This is a genomic window from Burkholderia alba, assembly GCF_034721475.1.
In the GTDB taxonomy this organism is placed as follows: domain Bacteria; phylum Pseudomonadota; class Gammaproteobacteria; order Burkholderiales; family Burkholderiaceae; genus Burkholderia; species Burkholderia alba.
This window is the reverse complement of the sequence record NZ_JAWJWL010000015.1, coordinates 89,303-105,642: the sequence shown is the minus strand read 5'-3', so window position 1 is coordinate 105,642 and position 16,340 is coordinate 89,303. Positions and strand designations below refer to the sequence as shown.

Sequence of the window (16,340 nt, the reverse complement as noted above, 5' to 3'; positions counted from 1 at the left end):
TCAGGCGGCGGCGAGCGCGCGCTCGTCTCTCGACTGGCCGCGAATCAGCAGCGCGAGCAGCGTGACGCCGATCAGGTCGAATACGCCGAGGCACGCGAACAGCGGCCCGTAGCCCACCTTGTCGGCCAGCGCGCCGACCACGAGCGAAAAGCCGAGGCCGCCGGTCCACGCCGCCATGCCGGCGAACCCGCTGGCGGTGCCGACTTCCTCCGGGTCGAACACGTCGGCCGCGAGCGTGTTGACGAGCGCGGAGATCATCTGGTGCGCGAAGCCGCCGACGCAGAACAGCGCGATCGCCTGATACGGCGACGCGACGAGCCCGATCGCGGCCGGCCCGATCATCATCACCGCGCCGAGCGCGACGCCCGCGACGCGGGAGCGCACGAGCGGCATCCGGAACCGCTTCATCAGGAACGGCGACAGGTAGCCGCCCGCGATGCCGCCCAGATCGGCGGCGAGAAACGGCATCCACGCGAAGATCGCGATGTGCGCGAGATCCATCTTGCGTTCGGTGGCGAGGTAGAGCGGAATCCAGAAGCTGAAGGTCTGCCAGGCGGGCTCGGCGAAAAAGCGCGGCAGCGCGATCGCCCAGAAGCGCCGCGCGCCCAGCACGTCGCGCACGCGGCGCTTGCCGCGCGGCGGAAAGACAGTCTGGCCGTCGCGGATCAGGTCGAGTTCGCCGCGACCGATCCTCGGATGGCCGGCCGGCGAGCGGTAGAACGCAAGCCACAGCGTGGCCCACACCAGGCCGATCGCGCCGGTGGCGACGAACGCCGCCTGCCAGCCGAAGCGCATCGACAGGAACACGACCACGGGCGGCGCCAGTGCCGCGCCGAGCGACGTGCCGGCGTTGAAATAACCGACCGCGACCGATTTCTCGCGGTCCGGAAACCATTCGGCGACCGCCTTCATGCCGGCCGGAATGGCGGCGGCTTCGAACAGCCCGAGCAGGCCGCGCAGGATGCCGAACGACAGCCAGCTCGTGGCGAGGCCGTGCGCCATTCCGACAATCGACCAGAGCGCGGCGAAGATGGCGAAACCGATCCGCAGCCCGATCACGTCCATCACGATGCCGCATACGGGCTGCATCAGCGTGTAGCCGATCTGGAACGCGGCGACGATATACGAATACTGCTGGGTGCTGAGCGAGAACAGGTGCTTGAGCTCGGGCGCGAGCACCGCGAGCGAGTTGCGCGCGAGATAGTTCATGATCGTGCCGGTGCATACGAGCACGATGATCCACCAGCGCAGGCCTTTGATCGTCTTCAACGTTGTCTCCACCATGATCGTCCGCCGCATCGCTGGATTGGCAGGACTTATTTTGTCAGTCGTCAGACAAGACAATTTAAAAATCGGCTGCCCATTGCCGCATTTTCGGAATTCGTCTGATTATTTCAAGAGAATTTCCGATTGAGCGGCGGCTTTGTTATCTGATGACTGACTTCAATCGAGTGGGGGAATCGTATGTTCGCAAACGAGCGCGGTCAAGCGGAAATTGCGTTCGTTCGAACGCAATCGCGGGAGGAGGGGCGGCGGGCGGCTTACTCGCCGGGACGTCGGACGAGCCTTACCCGGGTAATCTCGGACGGCGCGCCGAACCGCTTCGGCGGTCCCCAGTAGCCGGTTCCGCGGCTGGTGTAGACCCACAGCCCGTTCAGCCGCGCGAGGCCGGCGGTGAACGGCTGCTGCAGTCGCACGAAGAAATTCCACGGGAAGAACTGCCCGCCGTGGGTATGGCCGGACAGCTGTAGCGTGAAGCCCGCGTCGGCCGCCGCGCTCGCGCTGCGCGGCTGGTGCGCGAGCAGCACCCGGATCCGGACGTCGGCGGGCGCGCCCGCGAGCGCGCCGCTCGGATCGCTTCGGTGGGCGGGATCGAAGCCCGCCGCCGAGTAATCGGTGACGCCGGCGATCACGAGCCGGCCGTCGCCGTGCGCGAGCGTGCGGTGCTCGTTGAGCAGCACTTGCAGGCCGAGCCGGCGGAATTCGGCGATCCACGCGTCGGCGCCCGAGTAGTACTCGTGGTTGCCGGTGACGACGTACACGCCGTGCCGCGCCCGCAACGCGCCGAGCGGCGCGGCGTGCCCGGCGAGCTGCTCGACCTTGCCGTCGACGACGTCGCCCGTCACCGCGACGAGGTCGGGCTGCAGCGCGTTCACCGCGTCGACGATCGCTTCGACGTAGCCGCGCTTGATGGTCGGGCCCACGTGGATGTCGCTGATCTGGACGATCGTGAAGCCGTCGAGCGCGGCGGGCAGGTCGTCGATCGGCACGTCGACGGTCACGACGCGCGCCCGGCGGCGCGCATTGACGAAACCGATCGCGCTGACCGCGAGCGCGAGCAGCGGCACGCCGGCGGCCGTGAGCATGCGCCAGCGGGCAAGCGACAGCGCGCCGGGCGCGAGCGCGTCGACGGTCAGCAGCGACGCGAGCAGCACGTCGCGCGCGAGCGTCAGGACGAGCAGCGACGAGAAGAAGCCCATCGCGAGCAGGCCGACCCATGCGACGCGGTCGCCGAGCGGCTGTTGTTCGAAAGTGCGCGACAGCATGCCCAGCGGGATCAGGAAACACGACGCGACGAGCCATATCGCGGCGGCCCAGCGCGCGGCGGGCGCGGCGAGATCGGGCGCGATCCGGAAGCCGACATAGAGATGGAGCAGCACGCCGATCAGCGTGAGGCGCAGCAGGAAGGCGGAAATGCGTCGCATGGGCGAACCGGGGGCAGGCTGGCGTGGGGCAGCGCGTCCGCTGCGCGGCGTGCGCAACGAACGCGTCGAGGAGGCGCGTTACTCGATGCGGGCGAATTCGTCGAATTCGAAACGCGGGCTGCGCGGGAACAAGCCCTTTTCGTCGCCGTAGCCGAGATTGACGAGGAAGTTGCTCTTGATCGACGTGCCGGCGAAGAACGCCGCGTCGACCAGGGCCGGATCGAAGCCGGACATCGGGCCGGTGTCGAGGCCGAGCGCGCGCGCCGCCAGGATCAGGTACGCGCCCTGCAGCGACGAGTTGCGGAACGCGGTGGCTTCGATCAGCGCCGGGTTGCCGGCGAACCAGCTGCGGGCATCGGCGTGCGGGAACAGCTTCGGCAGATGGTCGTGGAACGCCAGGTCCATGCCGACGATCACGGTGACGGGCGCGGCGAGCGTTTTCTCGAGGTTGCCTTCGGACAGCGCGGGCTTGAGCTTCGCCTTCGCTTCCGGCGATGTCACGAACACGAAGCGCGCGGGACTGGAGTTGGCCGAGGTCGGGCCGAACTTGGCGAGATCGGCGAGCTGGCGCAGCAGCGCATCGTCGACCGGCTTCGGCAGCCAGGCGTTGTGCGTGCGTGCCGTGCGGAACAGCTGATCGAGGGCGGAATCGGAGAGGGGCATGTCGAGGTCCGGTTGCGCGCGCGAACGGACGGGCCGTCGCGCGACTAGAATTTCGAAAGAAGCGGCATCGGACGCGGGGCGAGCCCGGCGGATGCCATGCCGCGATGATAGCCGGATGTAGGGATTTTCACCGATGACGCTCGATTTGTTCGATGACCGGCCCGCGCCCGACGTCGACTGGCACCCCGACTGGCTGCCGCCCGACGAAGCCGACCGGCTGCTCGCGCGGCTCGTCGACGAGGTCGCGTGGCGGCAGGATGCGATCCGCACGCCGCGCGGGTTGCTGCCGCTGCCGCGTCTCACGGCCTGGCAAGGCGAACCGGACGCGGTCTACGTGTATTCGGGCATCCGCAACGTGCCGGCGGCCTGGACGCCCGCGGTGCGGCAGCTCGCGCTGGCGGCCGAGGCTGTCTGCGGCGCGCGCTTCAACAGCGTGCTGCTCAATCGCTACCGGAGCGGCGCCGACGGGATGGGCTGGCATGCCGACAACGAGCCGGAGCTGGGCGCCGAGCCGGTGATCGCGTCGGTGAGCCTCGGCGCGACCCGGGTGTTCGACCTGCGCCACACCGCGACGGGCACGACGCACGCATACCGGCTGACGCACGGCAGCCTGCTCGTGATGCGCGGACGCACCCAGGACGACTGGCGGCACCGGGTGGCGAAGGAGCCGGGCGTGCAGCGCGAACGGATCAACCTGACGTTTCGCTGGGTGACGCCGAGGACCGGCGACGCGCGGCCGCCGCGCTAGCGCGCGGGATGCGCGCCGGCCGGCGGGCGCCGGAACGGGGTGTCCTTCGCGCTATGATTCGGTTTCTTTTCCGCTCAACCGTAGCCGACATGGCCAAGACAACCACCACCGACACAGCGAAACGCGCCGCCGCGTCCGCGGGCGCGCCGCAACCGGGCGCGGACGCGGGCATGGCGGGGGACGACGAGGCCGCGGGCGCGTCGTCGTATCTGGTGCCGGGGCTCGAGCGCGGGCTGCGGATCCTGGCCGAATTCTCCGCGCGCGAGCCGGTGCTGGGCGCGCCCGAGCTGTCGAAGCGCATCGGCATCCCGCGCACGACGACTTTCCGGCTCCTGCAGACGCTCGAAGCGCTGGGCTTTCTCGAACGCGTCAACGGCGACCGCCATTTCCGGCTGAGCGTCGGCGTGCTGCGGCTCGGCTTCGAATACCTGAATTCGCTCGAATTGACCGATCTCGGCGGCGCGGTGCTCGAGCGCCTGCGCGACGCAACCGGCCTGACGACGCACCTGCTGATCCGCGACCAGCGCGATGTGGTGTTCGTCGCGAAGGCACAGAGCCAAGGATCGATGTTCGGTTCGGTGAAGGTGCACGTCGGCACGCGGCTGCCCGCGCATGCCACGGTGCACGGCCATGTCCTGATGGGCGACCTGACGCGCGACGCGATGCGCCAGCTCTATCCGGAGAAGCGGCTCGAAGCCTTCACCGAGCACACGCCCGCGACCGTCGACGCGCTGTACGAGCGGGTTCGCCAATACGCGCGGCTAGGCTATGCGGTGAGCGAAGGCGCGTTCGAAAGCGGCATCTCCGCCGTGACCGCGCCGGTGCGCGACCAGTCCGGCTCGATCGTCGCCGCGATCACGGCGACCGTGCCGCGCTCGGAGATCGGCGAAGCCGGCGAGAAGGAGCGGCTCGTCGAGACGGTATGCGGCGCGGCGGTCGACCTGTCGCTGCGCCTCAACTACCGGCCGCTCGACAGCGATCCGACCGTCGCGCACGCGCGGCACAGGGTGGCGATGTTCTGAGCGGCGTCCGCGAGCGCGCTGCTTCTGGCGTTATCGCGCGCCCCTGGCCCGCCGTTCGTCCAGCTCAGAACGAGTGATGGATGCCCGTCAGCAGGATCAACTGGTTCGCCGAACTCGACACGCCCGCGGTGAAGAACGCCGCCTGCGCGCCGCCGTTCGCATGCTGGTACAGCACGTTCGCATAGAGCTGCGTGCGCTTCGACAGCGCGAAGATGTCGCCCAGTTCGAACTGGGTCCAGCGACGCCCCGCGAGCGTCGAGGTGGCCGCGCCGCCCGCCACCGTATTGGCCGCCGTCGTCCGGTAGTTCACGCCGGCGTCGTAGCTCTGGAACGTGTCGGAGAAGCCGTTCGACTGCATTTTCGTCCGCGTGTAAAGCGCGTGCACGAGCAGCGCGCCGAATTCGTACGATGCACCGGCGCCCATGTTCTCCACCTTGTCGGCCAGATAGCCGTTCGCCGTGTTCTGCCCCTGGAAGCTGGCGATGCCGGTCTGGCTGATCAGCAGCGACCGGTTGTGCTCGGACGAATACACCGCGGAGGCCTTGAACGGCCCGTTCACGTATTGCAGGCCGAAGCCCAGTGACTTGCCGGTCGAGAAGTCGGTCGTATTGCCCAGCGCGATCGTCGCGGCGGCGGTGAAGCCCGCATAGGTCGGCGAGCGGTACTTGACCGCGTTGTTGTACGGCACGTTGCCGGTGGCGGCGAGGCCGTCGATGTTGCCCGGGTGGAACGCATACCAGCTCATCGCCAGATAAGCGGTGCTGAGCGGATCGAGCCAGTCGAAGCTGAGCGGCGTCTGGCGTCCGAGCGTCAGCGTGCCGTAGCGCTCGGAACTGAGGCCGACGTAGGCGGCACGGTTCCACAGCGTATTCGCGGTGGCGAACTGGCCGTTGTTCGTATAGAAGCCGTTTTCGAGCTGAAAGATCGCCGACAGCCCGCCACCCAGGTCCTCCCTGCCTTTCAGTCCCCAGCGATCCGGCTGGGTATTGCCCTGAATCATCAACCACTTCGCGCTGCCGCCGACGTTGTTCACGTAGGCCACGCCGGCGTCGACGCTGCCGTACAGCGTGACGCTGCTTTGCGCGCAGGCGCTCGTGATGGCGCCTGCGCCCAGTAATGCCGCCAATGCTTGCTTGACCATCGGATCTCCTTACTTTCGTTTTGAATGTGAAAACGGGCGGTGGCGGCGCGCGAAAAAAGTGGCCACGCGCATTTCCACAGCAAAAACAGGCGTCTTATTTGTTCCATATATGGAACCTTGTACCTTTGGTGGAATGGAGTATAGGGGCGTCGGTCCAGTGGAAAAAAATAAATCTGACGGGTGATTCGGCTGACGAATCCGTTGAGCGAGTCTGTGTGCAACACATTGAAAGTTCTGGGAAAAACGTGACATATCGAGGCGTTGCGTCGACGATGGGGCGCAGCCATTTGGCTGCTCGACAGCCGGTCGGTGTTTTCCCTAGGACACGCCGCTTTTTATTTTTCTTCTCGAAAGTCGCTCCTATAATCACCATACATAAACTGACGTTCCTTATGTGGAACATTCAACGTGTCGATCTGAAGGAAGGGTGTGAGATGTCTGAACAATGGGTTTGCGCCGGACACGCCGGCGCGTTGTCCGAGGATTCGCCGATCGAGTTCAAGCGCACCGACGGCGTCGAGATCGGGATCTATCGCATCGGCGCCGACGTCTACGCGCTCGAAAACGTATGTCCGCATGCGTATGCGCTGCTGACGCAGGGCTTCGTCGACGAGGGCACGGTCGAATGCCCGCTGCACGAAGCGGTGTTCGATCTGCGTACCGGCGAGTGCCTGAAGGGGCCGGGCGGCCGCGCGCTCAAAACCTATCCGGTGCGGCTTGCCGGGGACGACATCCAGATCAAGGTGGACTGACATGCAAGAAAAGACCGTGAACTTCAACCCGCACCTGAAGCCGTGGCGGGCGCCCGAGCCGAACAATGTCGCCGGCAAGGGGCAGATCGAGATCCCGGGGCAGATGCCGAACCAGGTGTGGCAAACCCGCAAGGCCGAACCGACCCAGTACGAGAACGATCTCGGCGACGCGCTCGAGCGCGTGTTCGACACCGGAGCGACCGAGTTGTCCGACGTGGTCGACGGCTTGAATCGTCTCGGTTTTCGTACGCCCGACGGCACGGCCTGGACCGCCGAACGCTTCCGCGCGGAGCTGGCCGCGCTCGCCGAATAACGCCGCCGAACCCAACCGCATCCGGAGTACACAGATGACGTCCCCCACCCGGTCGACCGCCCACGGCGACCCGATTCGCGATTATCTCGATCGCGGCCTTTGCAATTACTGGTATCCCGTCGCGCCCAGCTGGCAGGTGTCGAATGCACCCGTCGGCATCACGCGGCTGTCCGAGCAGATCGTGCTGTGGCGCGACCAGGCCGGCCGCGTCCACGCGCTCGAGGATCGTTGCCCGCACCGCGGCGCGCGCCTGTCGCTCGGCTGGAATCTGGGCGACCACGTCGCCTGCTGGTATCACGGCGTCGAGGTGAACGGCGGCGGCACGGTCACGAAAGTGCCGGCCGTGTCGAACTGTCCGCTCGAAGGGCAGACCTGCGTGAAGTCGTATCCGGTCGAGGAACGGGCGGGCGCGATCTTCCTGTGGTTCGGCGACGACGCGCATCGCGAGCCCGAGCCGCTGCGGCTCCCGGACGAACTGGTCGCGCCGGAGTACGCGCAGTTCGTCTGCGTGTCGAACTGGACCTGCAACTACCAGTACGCGATCGACAACGTGATGGATCCGATGCACGGCGCATACCTGCACGCGACCTCGCATTCGATGGCGGACGGCGACAAGCAGGCCGACATGCGCGTGCGCAAGACCGACACCGGTCTGATGTTCGAGAAGGTCAACCAGCGCGACGTGAATTTCGACTGGGTCGAACTGGGTGAAACCGGCTGTCTGTGGCTGCGTCTCGCGATTCCGTACAAGCAGAAATTCGGCCCCGGCGGCAACTTCGGCATCGTCGGCTTCGCGACGCCGATCGATCAAGAGCACTGCCAGGTGTATTTCTGGCGCACCCGCAAGGTCGAGGGCTGGCAGCGCGACGTGTGGCGCTTCATGTACCGCAACCGCCTCGAGGGGCTGCACTGGGCCGTGCTCGAGCAGGATCGCTACGTGCTCGAAAGCCTGGCGCCGAACGCGCGCGATCACGAATACCTGTACCAGCACGACGTCGGCATCACGCGCGTGCGCCGCCTGCTGCGCCAGCGCGCGCAGGAGCACGTCGCCGCGCTCGACGCGCACCGCGCCGCGCGGGCGGCCGCGACGGAGCACGCCCATGACTGAGCGCACGCAGCCCGTGGCGCTGGACGGCCGCCGCGTGCTCGTGACGGGCGGCGCGCGCGGTCTTGGCGCGGCTTTCGTCGAGGCGCTGACGGCCGCCGGCGCGCGCGTCGTGTTCGGCGATCGGCTCGAAGCGGAAGGGCGCGCGCTCGCGCAGCGACTGGGCGCCGGCGGCCGCGATGCGCACTTCGTCGCGCTCGATCTCGCGGATCCCGCGAGCATCGAGGCGTTCGTCGCCGAAGGCGCGCGGCGGCTGGGCGGTATCGACGGGCTGATCAACAACGCGGCCATCACGAATTCGGGCGGACGGCTCGCGACCGAACTGGATATCGGCACCTGGGACGCGGTGATGAACGTCAACGTGCGCGGCCTGTGGCTCGCGTGCGGCGCGGCGCTGCCGCATCTCGCATCGTCCGGCCGCGGTGCGATCGTCAACCTCGCGTCCGACACGGCGCTGTGGGGCGCGCCGAAATTGCTCGCGTACGTCGCGAGCAAGGGCGCGGTGATCGCGATGACGCATGCGCTCGCCCGCGAATTCGGCGGCGCGGGCGTGACGGTCAATGCGATCGCGCCCGGGCTCACCGAGGTGGAGGCGACCGCGTATGTGCCGGCCGCGCGTCACGAGTTCTACCTGCAGGGCCGTGCTTTGCCGCGCGCGCAGGTGCCGGGCGATGTGACGGGCCCCGTGCTGTTCCTGCTGTCCGACGCGGCGCGTTTCGTCACGGGCCAGCTGCTGCCGGTCAACGGCGGCTTCGTAATGAATTGATGCTTGCTTCGACTCACAAGGAGATGACGATGGCGGATGCAGATATCGAGCGCAAATCGTGGGATCAGCCCGCGGAAGCGAGTTTCGGCGACTGGATGGAGGGCCGCGTCGCGCGCCTGCAGACCCGGCGCTACGACTGGGATGCGCTCAAGTTCCAGGCCGATTTCGATCCGAAGTACCGCCGCGCGCAGATGCGCTATGTCGGCACGGGCGGCACCGGGGTGGCGAAAGACGTGAACACGGTGCCGGCGGGCGGCTTCACGTTTTCGACGATGGTGATTCCGGCCGGCAACATCGGGCCGAGCCACATCCATCGGGATGTCGAGGAAATCTTCTTCGTGCTGCGCGGCAGGATCAAGGTGATCTGCGAGCGCGACGGCGAAAGCTGGGAGGCGACGCTCGGCGAGCGCGATCTGATCTCGGTGCCGCCCGGCGTGTACCGGACGGAGATCAACATCGGCGAGGAGGATGCGCTGATGTGCGTGATGCTCGGTTCGCCGAAGCCTGTCACGCCGACCTATCCGCCCGATTCGCCGCTGGCGAACATCAAGCGCTGAGCGGATGGCCGAAGCGATGAACGCGATCGATACACCGAAGCGGGAGACCGGCGCCGCGCCGTTCGCCGCGCTGCTCGACACGTATCCCGAGCAGCGCGCGGCGACGGGTGCCGCCGGAGTCGTCGGCTACCGCGAGGCGGGCGGCGGGCGGGCCGGTACCGAGTATCCCGTCGTGCTGCTGCACGGGATCGGTTCGGGCGCGGCGTCGTGGATCGGCCTGCTCGATACGCTCGGCACCGCGCGGCGCGTGCTCGCGTGGGATGCGCCGGGGTACGGCGCGTCCACGCCCGTGTCCGGCGCGTCGCCCGGCGCCGCCGACTACGCGGCCGCGCTCGCCGCATGGCTCGACGCGCTCGGGATCGGGCGCTGCGTGCTGGTCGGTCATTCGCTGGGCGCGCTCGTCGCGGGCGCCTGCGCGCGCCGCGCGCCCCGACGGGTGGCCGGACTGCTGCTGATTTCCCCGGCGGGCGGCTACGGCGGCGCGTCTGACGAGATCCGCGCCGCGCGCCGCGACACGCGGCTCGCGATGCTGGCCGAACTCGGTCCGCGGGGGCTGGCCGAGCAGCGCAGCGCAAACATGCTGTCCGCGCACGCGAGCGACGCCGCGCGGGACTGGGTCCGCTGGAACATGGCCCGCATCGTGCCCGCCGGTTATGCGCAAGCGACGCACCTGCTGGCGAATGCCGATCTGGCCGCCGATCTGGCCGCGTTTCGCGGCCGGATCGCGGTCGCGGTCGGCGCCCTCGACGCGATCACTCCGCCGGAGGCCTGCGAGCGGATCGCGGCGGCCGCCGGGGTCGGCCTGCAGGTCATGCCGCAAGCCGGACACGCCGGCTACGTCGAGGCGCCGGGCGCCTATGCCGGCCTGATCGATGCGTTCTGCCGCCAATGCGACACCCAACGGGAAGCCGGATGAACTCACCGATGCACAACGATAGGGATGACCCGAAAAACGACGCCAGCTACGTGGTGCCCGGGCTCGAACGCGGGCTGCGGGTGCTCGCGGAATTCTCGCCGCGCGAGCCGGTGCTGGGCGCGCCGGAGCTGTCGAAGCGGCTCGGCATTCCACGCACCACGGTGTTTCGTCTGCTGCAGACGCTCGAATCGCTCGGCTTTCTCGAGCGGGCGGACAAGGACCGCAACTACCGGCTCGGCGTCGCGGTGCTGCGGCTCGGCTTCGAGTACCTCAGCTCGCTGGAGCTGACGGATCTCGGCTTGCCGGTGATCGAGGGGCTGCGCGACGTGACCGGCTTCACGACCCACATCGTGATCCGCGACGGCCGCGATGTCGTCTTCGTCGCGAAGGCGCAAAGCCAGTCGCCGGTGTTCAGCTCGGTGCGGGTCAACGTCGGCACCCGGCTGCCCGCGCACGCGACCACGCACGGCCACGTGCTGATGGGCGACCTGTCGCTGCAGGCGCTGCGCGCGCTGTATCCGGAGGCGCGTCTCGAACGCACGGCGAAAGCCACGCCCGAGACGGTCGAGGCGCTGTATGCGCTGATCCGCGACGACGTGGAGCGTGGCTACGGCATCAGCAACGGCTCGTTCGAGCGCGGCATCTCGGTGGTCACCGCGCCGGTGCGCAACGACACCCGGAAGATCGTCGCCGTCATCACGGTGACGGTGCCGCGCGCCGAAATCGACGCGACGCTGATCGCCGGCGGCCTGATCGACAAGGTCGTGCGGGCGGCGGCCGAGCTGTCGCGGCGGCTGAACTACCGCTCGGCCGAAGAAAACACTTATTTGAAGTCATTGGGACTGCGATGATCCAGATCGATTTGACCGGCCAGGTCGCCGTCGTGACGGGCGGCTCGTCCGGCATCGGCCTCGCGACGGCCGCGCTGTTCCTGCAGGCGGGCGCGTCGGTGGCGATCTGCGGCCGCGACGCCGAGCGCCTGGCGCGCGCGAACGCGCTGCTCGGCGAGCGTTTTCCGCGCGGCGAACTGCTGGCCGCGCAATGCGACGTGCTCGACGAAGCCGCCGTGACGGCGTTCGCCGATGCGGTCGCCGGCCGCTTCGGCGGCGCGGGGATGCTGGTCAACAACGCCGGCCAGGGGCGCGTGTCGACCTTCGCGGATACGAGCGACGACGCATGGCGCGACGAACTGGAACTCAAGTATTTCAGCATCATCCGGCCGACCCGCGCGTTCCTGCCGCTGCTGCGCGCCGCCGCCGCGCCGTCCGTGACCTGCGTCAATTCGCTGCTCGCGCTGCAGCCCGAGCCGCATATGGTCGCGACGTCGTCGGCGCGAGCCGGGGTGCTGAGCCTCGTGAAATCGCTGGCGACCGAACTGGCGCCGCAGCGCATCCGCGTCAACTCGATCCTGATCGGCATCGTCGAGTCGGGGCAGTGGCGGCGCCGCTACGAAGCGCAGGCGCAGCCCGGCGAAACCTGGGACGCATGGACCGCCGCGCTCGCCGCGAAGAAACACATTCCGCTCAACCGCTTCGGCCGGCCCGATGAAGCCGCCTGGGCGCTTTTCCACCTTGCCACCCATCTGTCGTCGTATACGACGGGCAGCCATATCGACGTATCCGGAGGCTTTGCGCGCCATGTCTAATCAAACCAGAACCACGGTGGGCGAACTGATTGCCGCCTTCCTCGAACAATGCGGCGTCCAGACCGCGTTCGGCGTGATCTCGATTCACAACATGCCGATCCTCGACGCGATCCATACGCGCGGCCGCATCCGCTATGTCGGTGCGCGCGGCGAAGCGGGCGCCGTCAACATGGCGGACGGGCTCGCCCGCGTGTCGGGCGGCCTCGGCGTCGCGTTCACCAGCACCGGCACCGCGGCGGGCAACGCGGCGGGCGCGATGGTCGAGGCGCTGACGGCGGGCACCGCGCTGCTGCACATCACCGGCCAGATCGAAACGCCGTATCTCGACCAGGATCTCGCCTACATCCACGAGGCGCCCGACCAGTTGTCGATGCTCGGCGCGATCTCGAAGGCCGCGTACCGGGTGCGCACCGTGGAGACCGTGCTGCCGACGATCCGCGAGGCCGTGCGCGTCGCGCACACCGCGCCGAGCGGGCCGGTGTCGGTCGAAATCCCGATCGACATCCAGGCCGCCGAAATCGATTGGCCGGACGATCTGGCGCCGCCGCACGTGTCCGTCTGCGGGCATGACGGCGCGCGCGTCGAACGCCTCGCCGATCAATTGGCGCAAGCCCGCCGGCCGCTGCTGTGGCTGGGCGGCGGCGCGCGCCACGCGCGCGCCGAGGTCGAACGGCTGGTCGCGCTGGGCTTCGGCGTGGTGACGAGCGTGCAGGGGCGCGGCGTGCTGCCCGAGGATCATCCGGCGACGCTCGGCGCATTCAACGTGCATGCGGCGGTGGAGGATTTCTATCGGACCTGCGATGCGCTCGTCGTGGTCGGTTCGCGGCTGCGCGGCAACGAGACGCTGAAATACCAGCTCGCGCTGCCGCGGCCGATGTTCCGGATCGACGCCGACGCGCTCGCCGACAATCGCGGCTATCGCAACGACCTGTTCGTGCATGGCGACGCGAAGCGCGTGCTGGGTGAACTGGCCGACCGGCTCGAAGGGCGGCTGAAGATCGATCCGGCGTTCGCCGGCGATCTCGCGGCGGCGCGCGAGTGCGCGGTCGCCGACGTCGCGAAAGGGCTCGGTCCGTACCAGCACCTCGTCGAAGCCCTGCAGCAGTCGGTCGGCCGCGACTACAACTGGGTACGCGACGTCACGATCTCGAACAGCACGTGGGGCAATCGCCTGCTGAAGATCTTCGAGCCGCGCGCGGGCGTGCATGCGCTCGGCGGCGGCATCGGCCAGGGCATGCAGATGGCGATCGGCGCGGCGCTGGCGGACGTGGCGGCCAAGACCGTGTGCCTGGTCGGCGACGGCGGCCTGATGGTCAATGTCGGGGAACTCGCGACGGCCGTCCAGGAAAACGCGAACGTGATGATCGTGCTGATGAACGACCAGTGCTACGGCGTGATCCGCAATATCCAGGATGCGCAGTACGGCGGCCGGCGCTGCTACGTCGATCTGCATCAGCCGGATTTCGCGCAGTTCTGCGGGAGTCTCGGCCTCGCGCACCACCGGATCACGTCGATCGACCAGATGGATGCCGTCGTGCGCGAGGGCATCGCACAGGACGGGCCGGTGCTCGTCGAGGTCGACATGCTGTCGGTCGGCGCGTTCGCCGCCGCGTTCGCCGGGCCGCCCGTCAAGAAGGACGAGCCCGAGGAGCGTCAGTATGCGTAACGACCGGCCGGCCGGGCACGCGCCCGTCGACGTCGCGATGATCGGCTTCGGCGCGATCGGCGCGGCCGTCTATCACGCGGTCGAGCACGATGCGGCGCTGCGCGTCGCGCACGTGATCGTGCCGGCGCACCAGTGCGACGCGGTGCGCGACGTGCTGGGCGCGGGCGTCGAGGTGGTGTCGTCGGTGGCGGCGCTCGCGCGTCGTCCGCAGTTCGCGCTCGAATGCGCGGGTCACAGCGCGCTCGTCGATCACGTCGTGCCGCTGCTGCGGGCGGGCACGGATTGCGCGGTGGCGTCGATCGGCGCGCTGTCCGATCTCGCGCTGCTCGACGCGCTCTCGCAGGCCGCCGACGCGGGCGACGCGACGCTCACGCTGCTGTCCGGCGCGATCGGCGGCATCGATGCGCTCGCGGCGGCGCGGCAAGGCGGCCTCGACGAGGTCCTGTACGTCGGCCGCAAGCCGCCGCTCGGCTGGCTCGGCACGTCGGCGGAAGCGCTATGCGACCTGCGCGCGCTGAGCGCCGAGCGCGTCATTTTCGAAGGCAGCGCGCGCGATGCGGCCCGGCTCTATCCGAAGAACGCGAACGTGGCGGCGACGGTCGCGCTCGCGGGACTCGGCCTGGACGAAACCCGCGTGCGATTGATCGCCGACCCCGCGACGACGCGCAACGTGCATCGGATCACCGCGCGCGGCGCGTTCGGCGAGATGTCGCTCGAAATGAGCGGCAAGCCGCTGCCCGACAACCCGAAAACCTCCGCATTGACGGCGTTCAGCGCGATCCGCGCGCTACGCAACCGTGCGGCGCGCTGTGTGATCTGAACCGGCCACGGACTTCCCCATCATGACTGCATTCGATTCCTCCCTCGTCCCGACGGGCGACATCCTGATCGGCGGCGAGTGGCGCCACGGGCGCGGCGCGGTCACGCCGAGCCGCTATCCGGCCGATCAGACGCTCAACGCGGAAATCCACATGGCCGACGCGGCCGACGCGCACGACGCGGTGGCCGCCGCCGATGCCGCGTGGCGCCGCGCCGACTGGGCCGGGTTGAAACCGCACCAGCGCGCGGGCGTGCTGTACCGGATCGCGGAACTGGTCAATGCGAACCACGAGGCGCTTGCGCAACTGCAGCGGCGCGACAACGGCAAGCCGATCAACGAAACGCGCGCGCTGGTGACGAGCGCCGCGAACACGTTCCGCTATTTCGCGGCGTGCGCGGAAACGCTCGACGACGAATTGACGCCGCCGCGCGGCGACTACCTGACGATGAGCGTCCACGAGCCGCTCGGCGTGGTGGCGGCGATCACGCCGTGGAATTCGCCGATCGCGTCGGATGCGCAGAAGCTCGGGCCGGCGCTCGCGGCCGGCAACGCGGTGGTGCTGAAGCCCGCCGAGGCGACGCCGCTCGCGTCGCTGGCGCTCGCGCGGCTGTGCGAGCGGGCCGGCGTGCCGCGCGGCGTGCTGTCGGTGATCCCCGGCAAGGGTTCGGTGATCGGCGACGCGCTGGTGCGCCACCCGCTCGTGAAGAAAGTGTCGTTCACCGGCGGCACCGACGTCGGCCGGGGGATCGCCCGGCTCGCCGCCGACAAGCTGATGCCAGTGTCGCTCGAACTGGGCGGCAAGTCGCCGACGATCGTGTTCGACGACGCCGATCTCGATCACGCGGTCAACGGCGTGCTGTTCGGCATCTTCAGCTCGTCGGGCGAATCGTGCATCGCGGGCTCGCGGCTGTTCGTGCAGCGGTCGATCTACGACACGTTCGTCGCGCGGCTCGTGGAAGGCGCGCGACGGCTGCGGGTCGGCGATCCGGCGAGCGAGCGCACGCAGATGGGGCCGCTCATCAGCGGAGCGCACCGCGAATCGATCGAGCGCTATGTCGCGCTCGGCCGCGACGAAGGCGGCCGCGTGCTGTGCGGCGGCGAACGGCCGGTGGGCGAAGACCGCGAACGCGGGTTCTTCTACCTGCCGACGATTCTCGACGGGCTCCATAACCACGCCCGCATCTGCCGGGAGGAAATCTTCGGCCCGGTGCTGGTCGCAATGCCGTTCGACGACGAAGCATCGCTAATCGCCGACGCGAACGACAGCGTGTTCGGCCTGGCCGCCGGCATCTGGACGCGCGACTACCCGCGCGCCTGGCGGGTAGCGCGCGCGCTGGACGTCGGCACCGTCTGGATCAACACCTACAAGCAGTTCTCGATCTCGACGCCGTTCGCGGGCTGGAAGGAGAGCGGGATGGGCCGCGAGAAGGGGCGGCTCGGGATTCGCGAGTATCTGCGCCAGAAGAGTCTGTACTGGGGTTTGAACGACGCGCCGCTGCCCTGGGCGAACTGAGCGAAAAG

17 protein-coding genes are annotated in these 16,340 nt (G+C 68.7%); 13 read left to right on the top strand and 4 right to left on the bottom strand.

Features of this window, described 5'->3' with window-relative positions; genetic code table 11:
* The 3 genes from RZR99_RS18430 to RZR99_RS18420 form a co-directional block, all read right to left on the bottom strand.
* Positions 1–1,269, bottom strand: a complete 1,269-nt coding sequence (locus RZR99_RS18430) for an MFS transporter (protein WP_323121204.1) — start codon at positions 1,267–1,269, stop codon at positions 1–3.
* 272 nt (positions 1,270–1,541) lie between these two features.
* On the bottom strand, positions 1,542–2,705 hold the full coding sequence (locus RZR99_RS18425) for a metallophosphoesterase (RefSeq protein ID WP_323121203.1): 1,164 nt from the start codon (positions 2,703–2,705) through the stop codon (positions 1,542–1,544).
* A 78-nt stretch (positions 2,706–2,783) separates the two neighbouring features.
* Positions 2,784–3,368, bottom strand: coding sequence for a malonic semialdehyde reductase (locus tag RZR99_RS18420; protein ID WP_323121202.1), 585 nt, complete (start codon positions 3,366–3,368; stop codon positions 2,784–2,786).
* 133 nt (positions 3,369–3,501) lie between these two features.
* Here RZR99_RS18420 and RZR99_RS18415 point away from each other — a divergent pair, with 133 nt between their 5' ends.
* A complete protein-coding gene (locus RZR99_RS18415) occupies positions 3,502–4,116 on the top strand; it encodes an alpha-ketoglutarate-dependent dioxygenase AlkB family protein (RefSeq protein ID WP_323121201.1) in 615 nt (204 codons plus the stop codon).
* A gap of 89 nt (positions 4,117–4,205) precedes the next feature.
* Positions 4,206–5,138 carry an IclR family transcriptional regulator gene (locus tag RZR99_RS18410; RefSeq protein WP_323121200.1) on the top strand — a complete coding sequence of 311 codons (933 nt, stop codon included), beginning with the start codon at positions 4,206–4,208 and terminating at the stop codon, positions 5,136–5,138.
* Positions 5,139–5,202: 64 nt separating this feature from the next.
* Here the strand turns inward: RZR99_RS18410 and RZR99_RS18405 are convergent, their stop codons facing one another.
* Entirely contained in the window at positions 5,203–6,279 is a 1,077-nt protein-coding gene (locus tag RZR99_RS18405; RefSeq protein ID WP_323121199.1) for a porin, read from the bottom strand.
* A 434-nt stretch (positions 6,280–6,713) separates the two neighbouring features.
* Between RZR99_RS18405 and RZR99_RS18400 the strand changes: the two genes are divergently transcribed.
* The 11 genes from RZR99_RS18400 to RZR99_RS18350 are packed head-to-tail and all read left to right on the top strand — an operon-like array spanning position 6,714 to position 16,332.
* On the top strand, positions 6,714–7,031 hold the full coding sequence (locus RZR99_RS18400; protein ID WP_323121198.1) for a non-heme iron oxygenase ferredoxin subunit: 318 nt from the start codon (positions 6,714–6,716) through the stop codon (positions 7,029–7,031).
* Position 7,032: 1 nt separating this feature from the next.
* A complete protein-coding gene (locus tag RZR99_RS18395) occupies positions 7,033–7,344 on the top strand; it encodes a recombinase-like helix-turn-helix domain-containing protein (protein WP_323121197.1) in 312 nt (103 codons plus the stop codon).
* A gap of 34 nt (positions 7,345–7,378) precedes the next feature.
* The gene (locus RZR99_RS18390; protein ID WP_323121196.1) at positions 7,379–8,452 is read left to right on the top strand and encodes an aromatic ring-hydroxylating dioxygenase subunit alpha; all 1,074 of its coding nucleotides are present in this window, start codon (positions 7,379–7,381) and stop codon (positions 8,450–8,452) included.
* Positions 8,445–9,215 (top strand): SDR family oxidoreductase, encoded by a 771-nt coding sequence (locus tag RZR99_RS18385; RefSeq protein ID WP_323121195.1) that lies wholly within the window; start codon positions 8,445–8,447, stop codon positions 9,213–9,215. Before RZR99_RS18390 ends, RZR99_RS18385 begins: the two co-directional genes overlap by 8 nt.
* A 29-nt stretch (positions 9,216–9,244) precedes the next feature.
* Positions 9,245–9,772, top strand: a complete 528-nt coding sequence (locus RZR99_RS18380) for a cupin domain-containing protein (protein ID WP_323121194.1) — start codon at positions 9,245–9,247, stop codon at positions 9,770–9,772.
* Between the two features lie 16 nt (positions 9,773–9,788).
* Complete coding sequence (locus tag RZR99_RS18375; protein ID WP_323121193.1) at positions 9,789–10,688, top strand: alpha/beta fold hydrolase; 900 nt, start codon at positions 9,789–9,791, stop codon at positions 10,686–10,688.
* 8 nt (positions 10,689–10,696) lie between these two features.
* A complete protein-coding gene (locus RZR99_RS18370) occupies positions 10,697–11,539 on the top strand; it encodes an IclR family transcriptional regulator (RefSeq protein ID WP_407655469.1) in 843 nt (280 codons plus the stop codon).
* Positions 11,536–12,333, top strand: coding sequence for an SDR family oxidoreductase (locus RZR99_RS18365; RefSeq protein WP_323121191.1), 798 nt, complete (start codon positions 11,536–11,538; stop codon positions 12,331–12,333). The genes RZR99_RS18370 and RZR99_RS18365 overlap by 4 nt, the downstream gene beginning before the upstream one ends.
* The gene (locus RZR99_RS18360) at positions 12,326–13,999 is read left to right on the top strand and encodes a thiamine pyrophosphate-binding protein (protein WP_323121190.1); all 1,674 of its coding nucleotides are present in this window, start codon (positions 12,326–12,328) and stop codon (positions 13,997–13,999) included. The genes RZR99_RS18365 and RZR99_RS18360 overlap by 8 nt, the downstream gene beginning before the upstream one ends.
* On the top strand, positions 13,992–14,819 hold the full coding sequence (locus RZR99_RS18355) for an aspartate dehydrogenase (protein ID WP_323121189.1): 828 nt from the start codon (positions 13,992–13,994) through the stop codon (positions 14,817–14,819). Before RZR99_RS18360 ends, RZR99_RS18355 begins: the two co-directional genes overlap by 8 nt.
* 22 nt (positions 14,820–14,841) lie before the next feature.
* Positions 14,842–16,332 carry an aldehyde dehydrogenase gene (locus RZR99_RS18350; RefSeq protein ID WP_323121188.1) on the top strand — a complete coding sequence of 497 codons (1,491 nt, stop codon included), beginning with the start codon at positions 14,842–14,844 and terminating at the stop codon, positions 16,330–16,332.
* Positions 16,333–16,340: the final 8 nt, after the last annotated feature.

Coding starts and splice junctions, on each gene's coding strand:
- RZR99_RS18395 (WP_323121197.1), top strand. CDS start 7,033: ATGCAAGAAAAGACCGTGAACTTCAACCCGCACCTGAAGCCGTGGCGG.
- RZR99_RS18360 (WP_323121190.1), top strand. CDS start 12,326: ATGTCTAATCAAACCAGAACCACGGTGGGCGAACTGATTGCCGCCTTC.
- RZR99_RS18405 (WP_323121199.1), bottom strand. CDS start 6,279: ATGGTCAAGCAAGCATTGGCGGCATTACTGGGCGCAGGCGCCATCACG.
- RZR99_RS18385 (WP_323121195.1), top strand. CDS start 8,445: ATGACTGAGCGCACGCAGCCCGTGGCGCTGGACGGCCGCCGCGTGCTC.
- RZR99_RS18425 (WP_323121203.1), bottom strand. CDS start 2,705: ATGCGACGCATTTCCGCCTTCCTGCTGCGCCTCACGCTGATCGGCGTG.
- RZR99_RS18380 (WP_323121194.1), top strand. CDS start 9,245: ATGGCGGATGCAGATATCGAGCGCAAATCGTGGGATCAGCCCGCGGAA.
- RZR99_RS18350 (WP_323121188.1), top strand. CDS start 14,842: ATGACTGCATTCGATTCCTCCCTCGTCCCGACGGGCGACATCCTGATC.
- RZR99_RS18365 (WP_323121191.1), top strand. CDS start 11,536: ATGATCCAGATCGATTTGACCGGCCAGGTCGCCGTCGTGACGGGCGGC.
- RZR99_RS18375 (WP_323121193.1), top strand. CDS start 9,789: ATGAACGCGATCGATACACCGAAGCGGGAGACCGGCGCCGCGCCGTTC.
- RZR99_RS18415 (WP_323121201.1), top strand. CDS start 3,502: ATGACGCTCGATTTGTTCGATGACCGGCCCGCGCCCGACGTCGACTGG.
- RZR99_RS18390 (WP_323121196.1), top strand. CDS start 7,379: ATGACGTCCCCCACCCGGTCGACCGCCCACGGCGACCCGATTCGCGAT.
- RZR99_RS18410 (WP_323121200.1), top strand. CDS start 4,206: ATGGCCAAGACAACCACCACCGACACAGCGAAACGCGCCGCCGCGTCC.
- RZR99_RS18420 (WP_323121202.1), bottom strand. CDS start 3,368: ATGCCCCTCTCCGATTCCGCCCTCGATCAGCTGTTCCGCACGGCACGC.
- RZR99_RS18400 (WP_323121198.1), top strand. CDS start 6,714: ATGTCTGAACAATGGGTTTGCGCCGGACACGCCGGCGCGTTGTCCGAG.
- RZR99_RS18370 (WP_407655469.1), top strand. CDS start 10,697: ATGCACAACGATAGGGATGACCCGAAAAACGACGCCAGCTACGTGGTG.
- RZR99_RS18355 (WP_323121189.1), top strand. CDS start 13,992: ATGCGTAACGACCGGCCGGCCGGGCACGCGCCCGTCGACGTCGCGATG.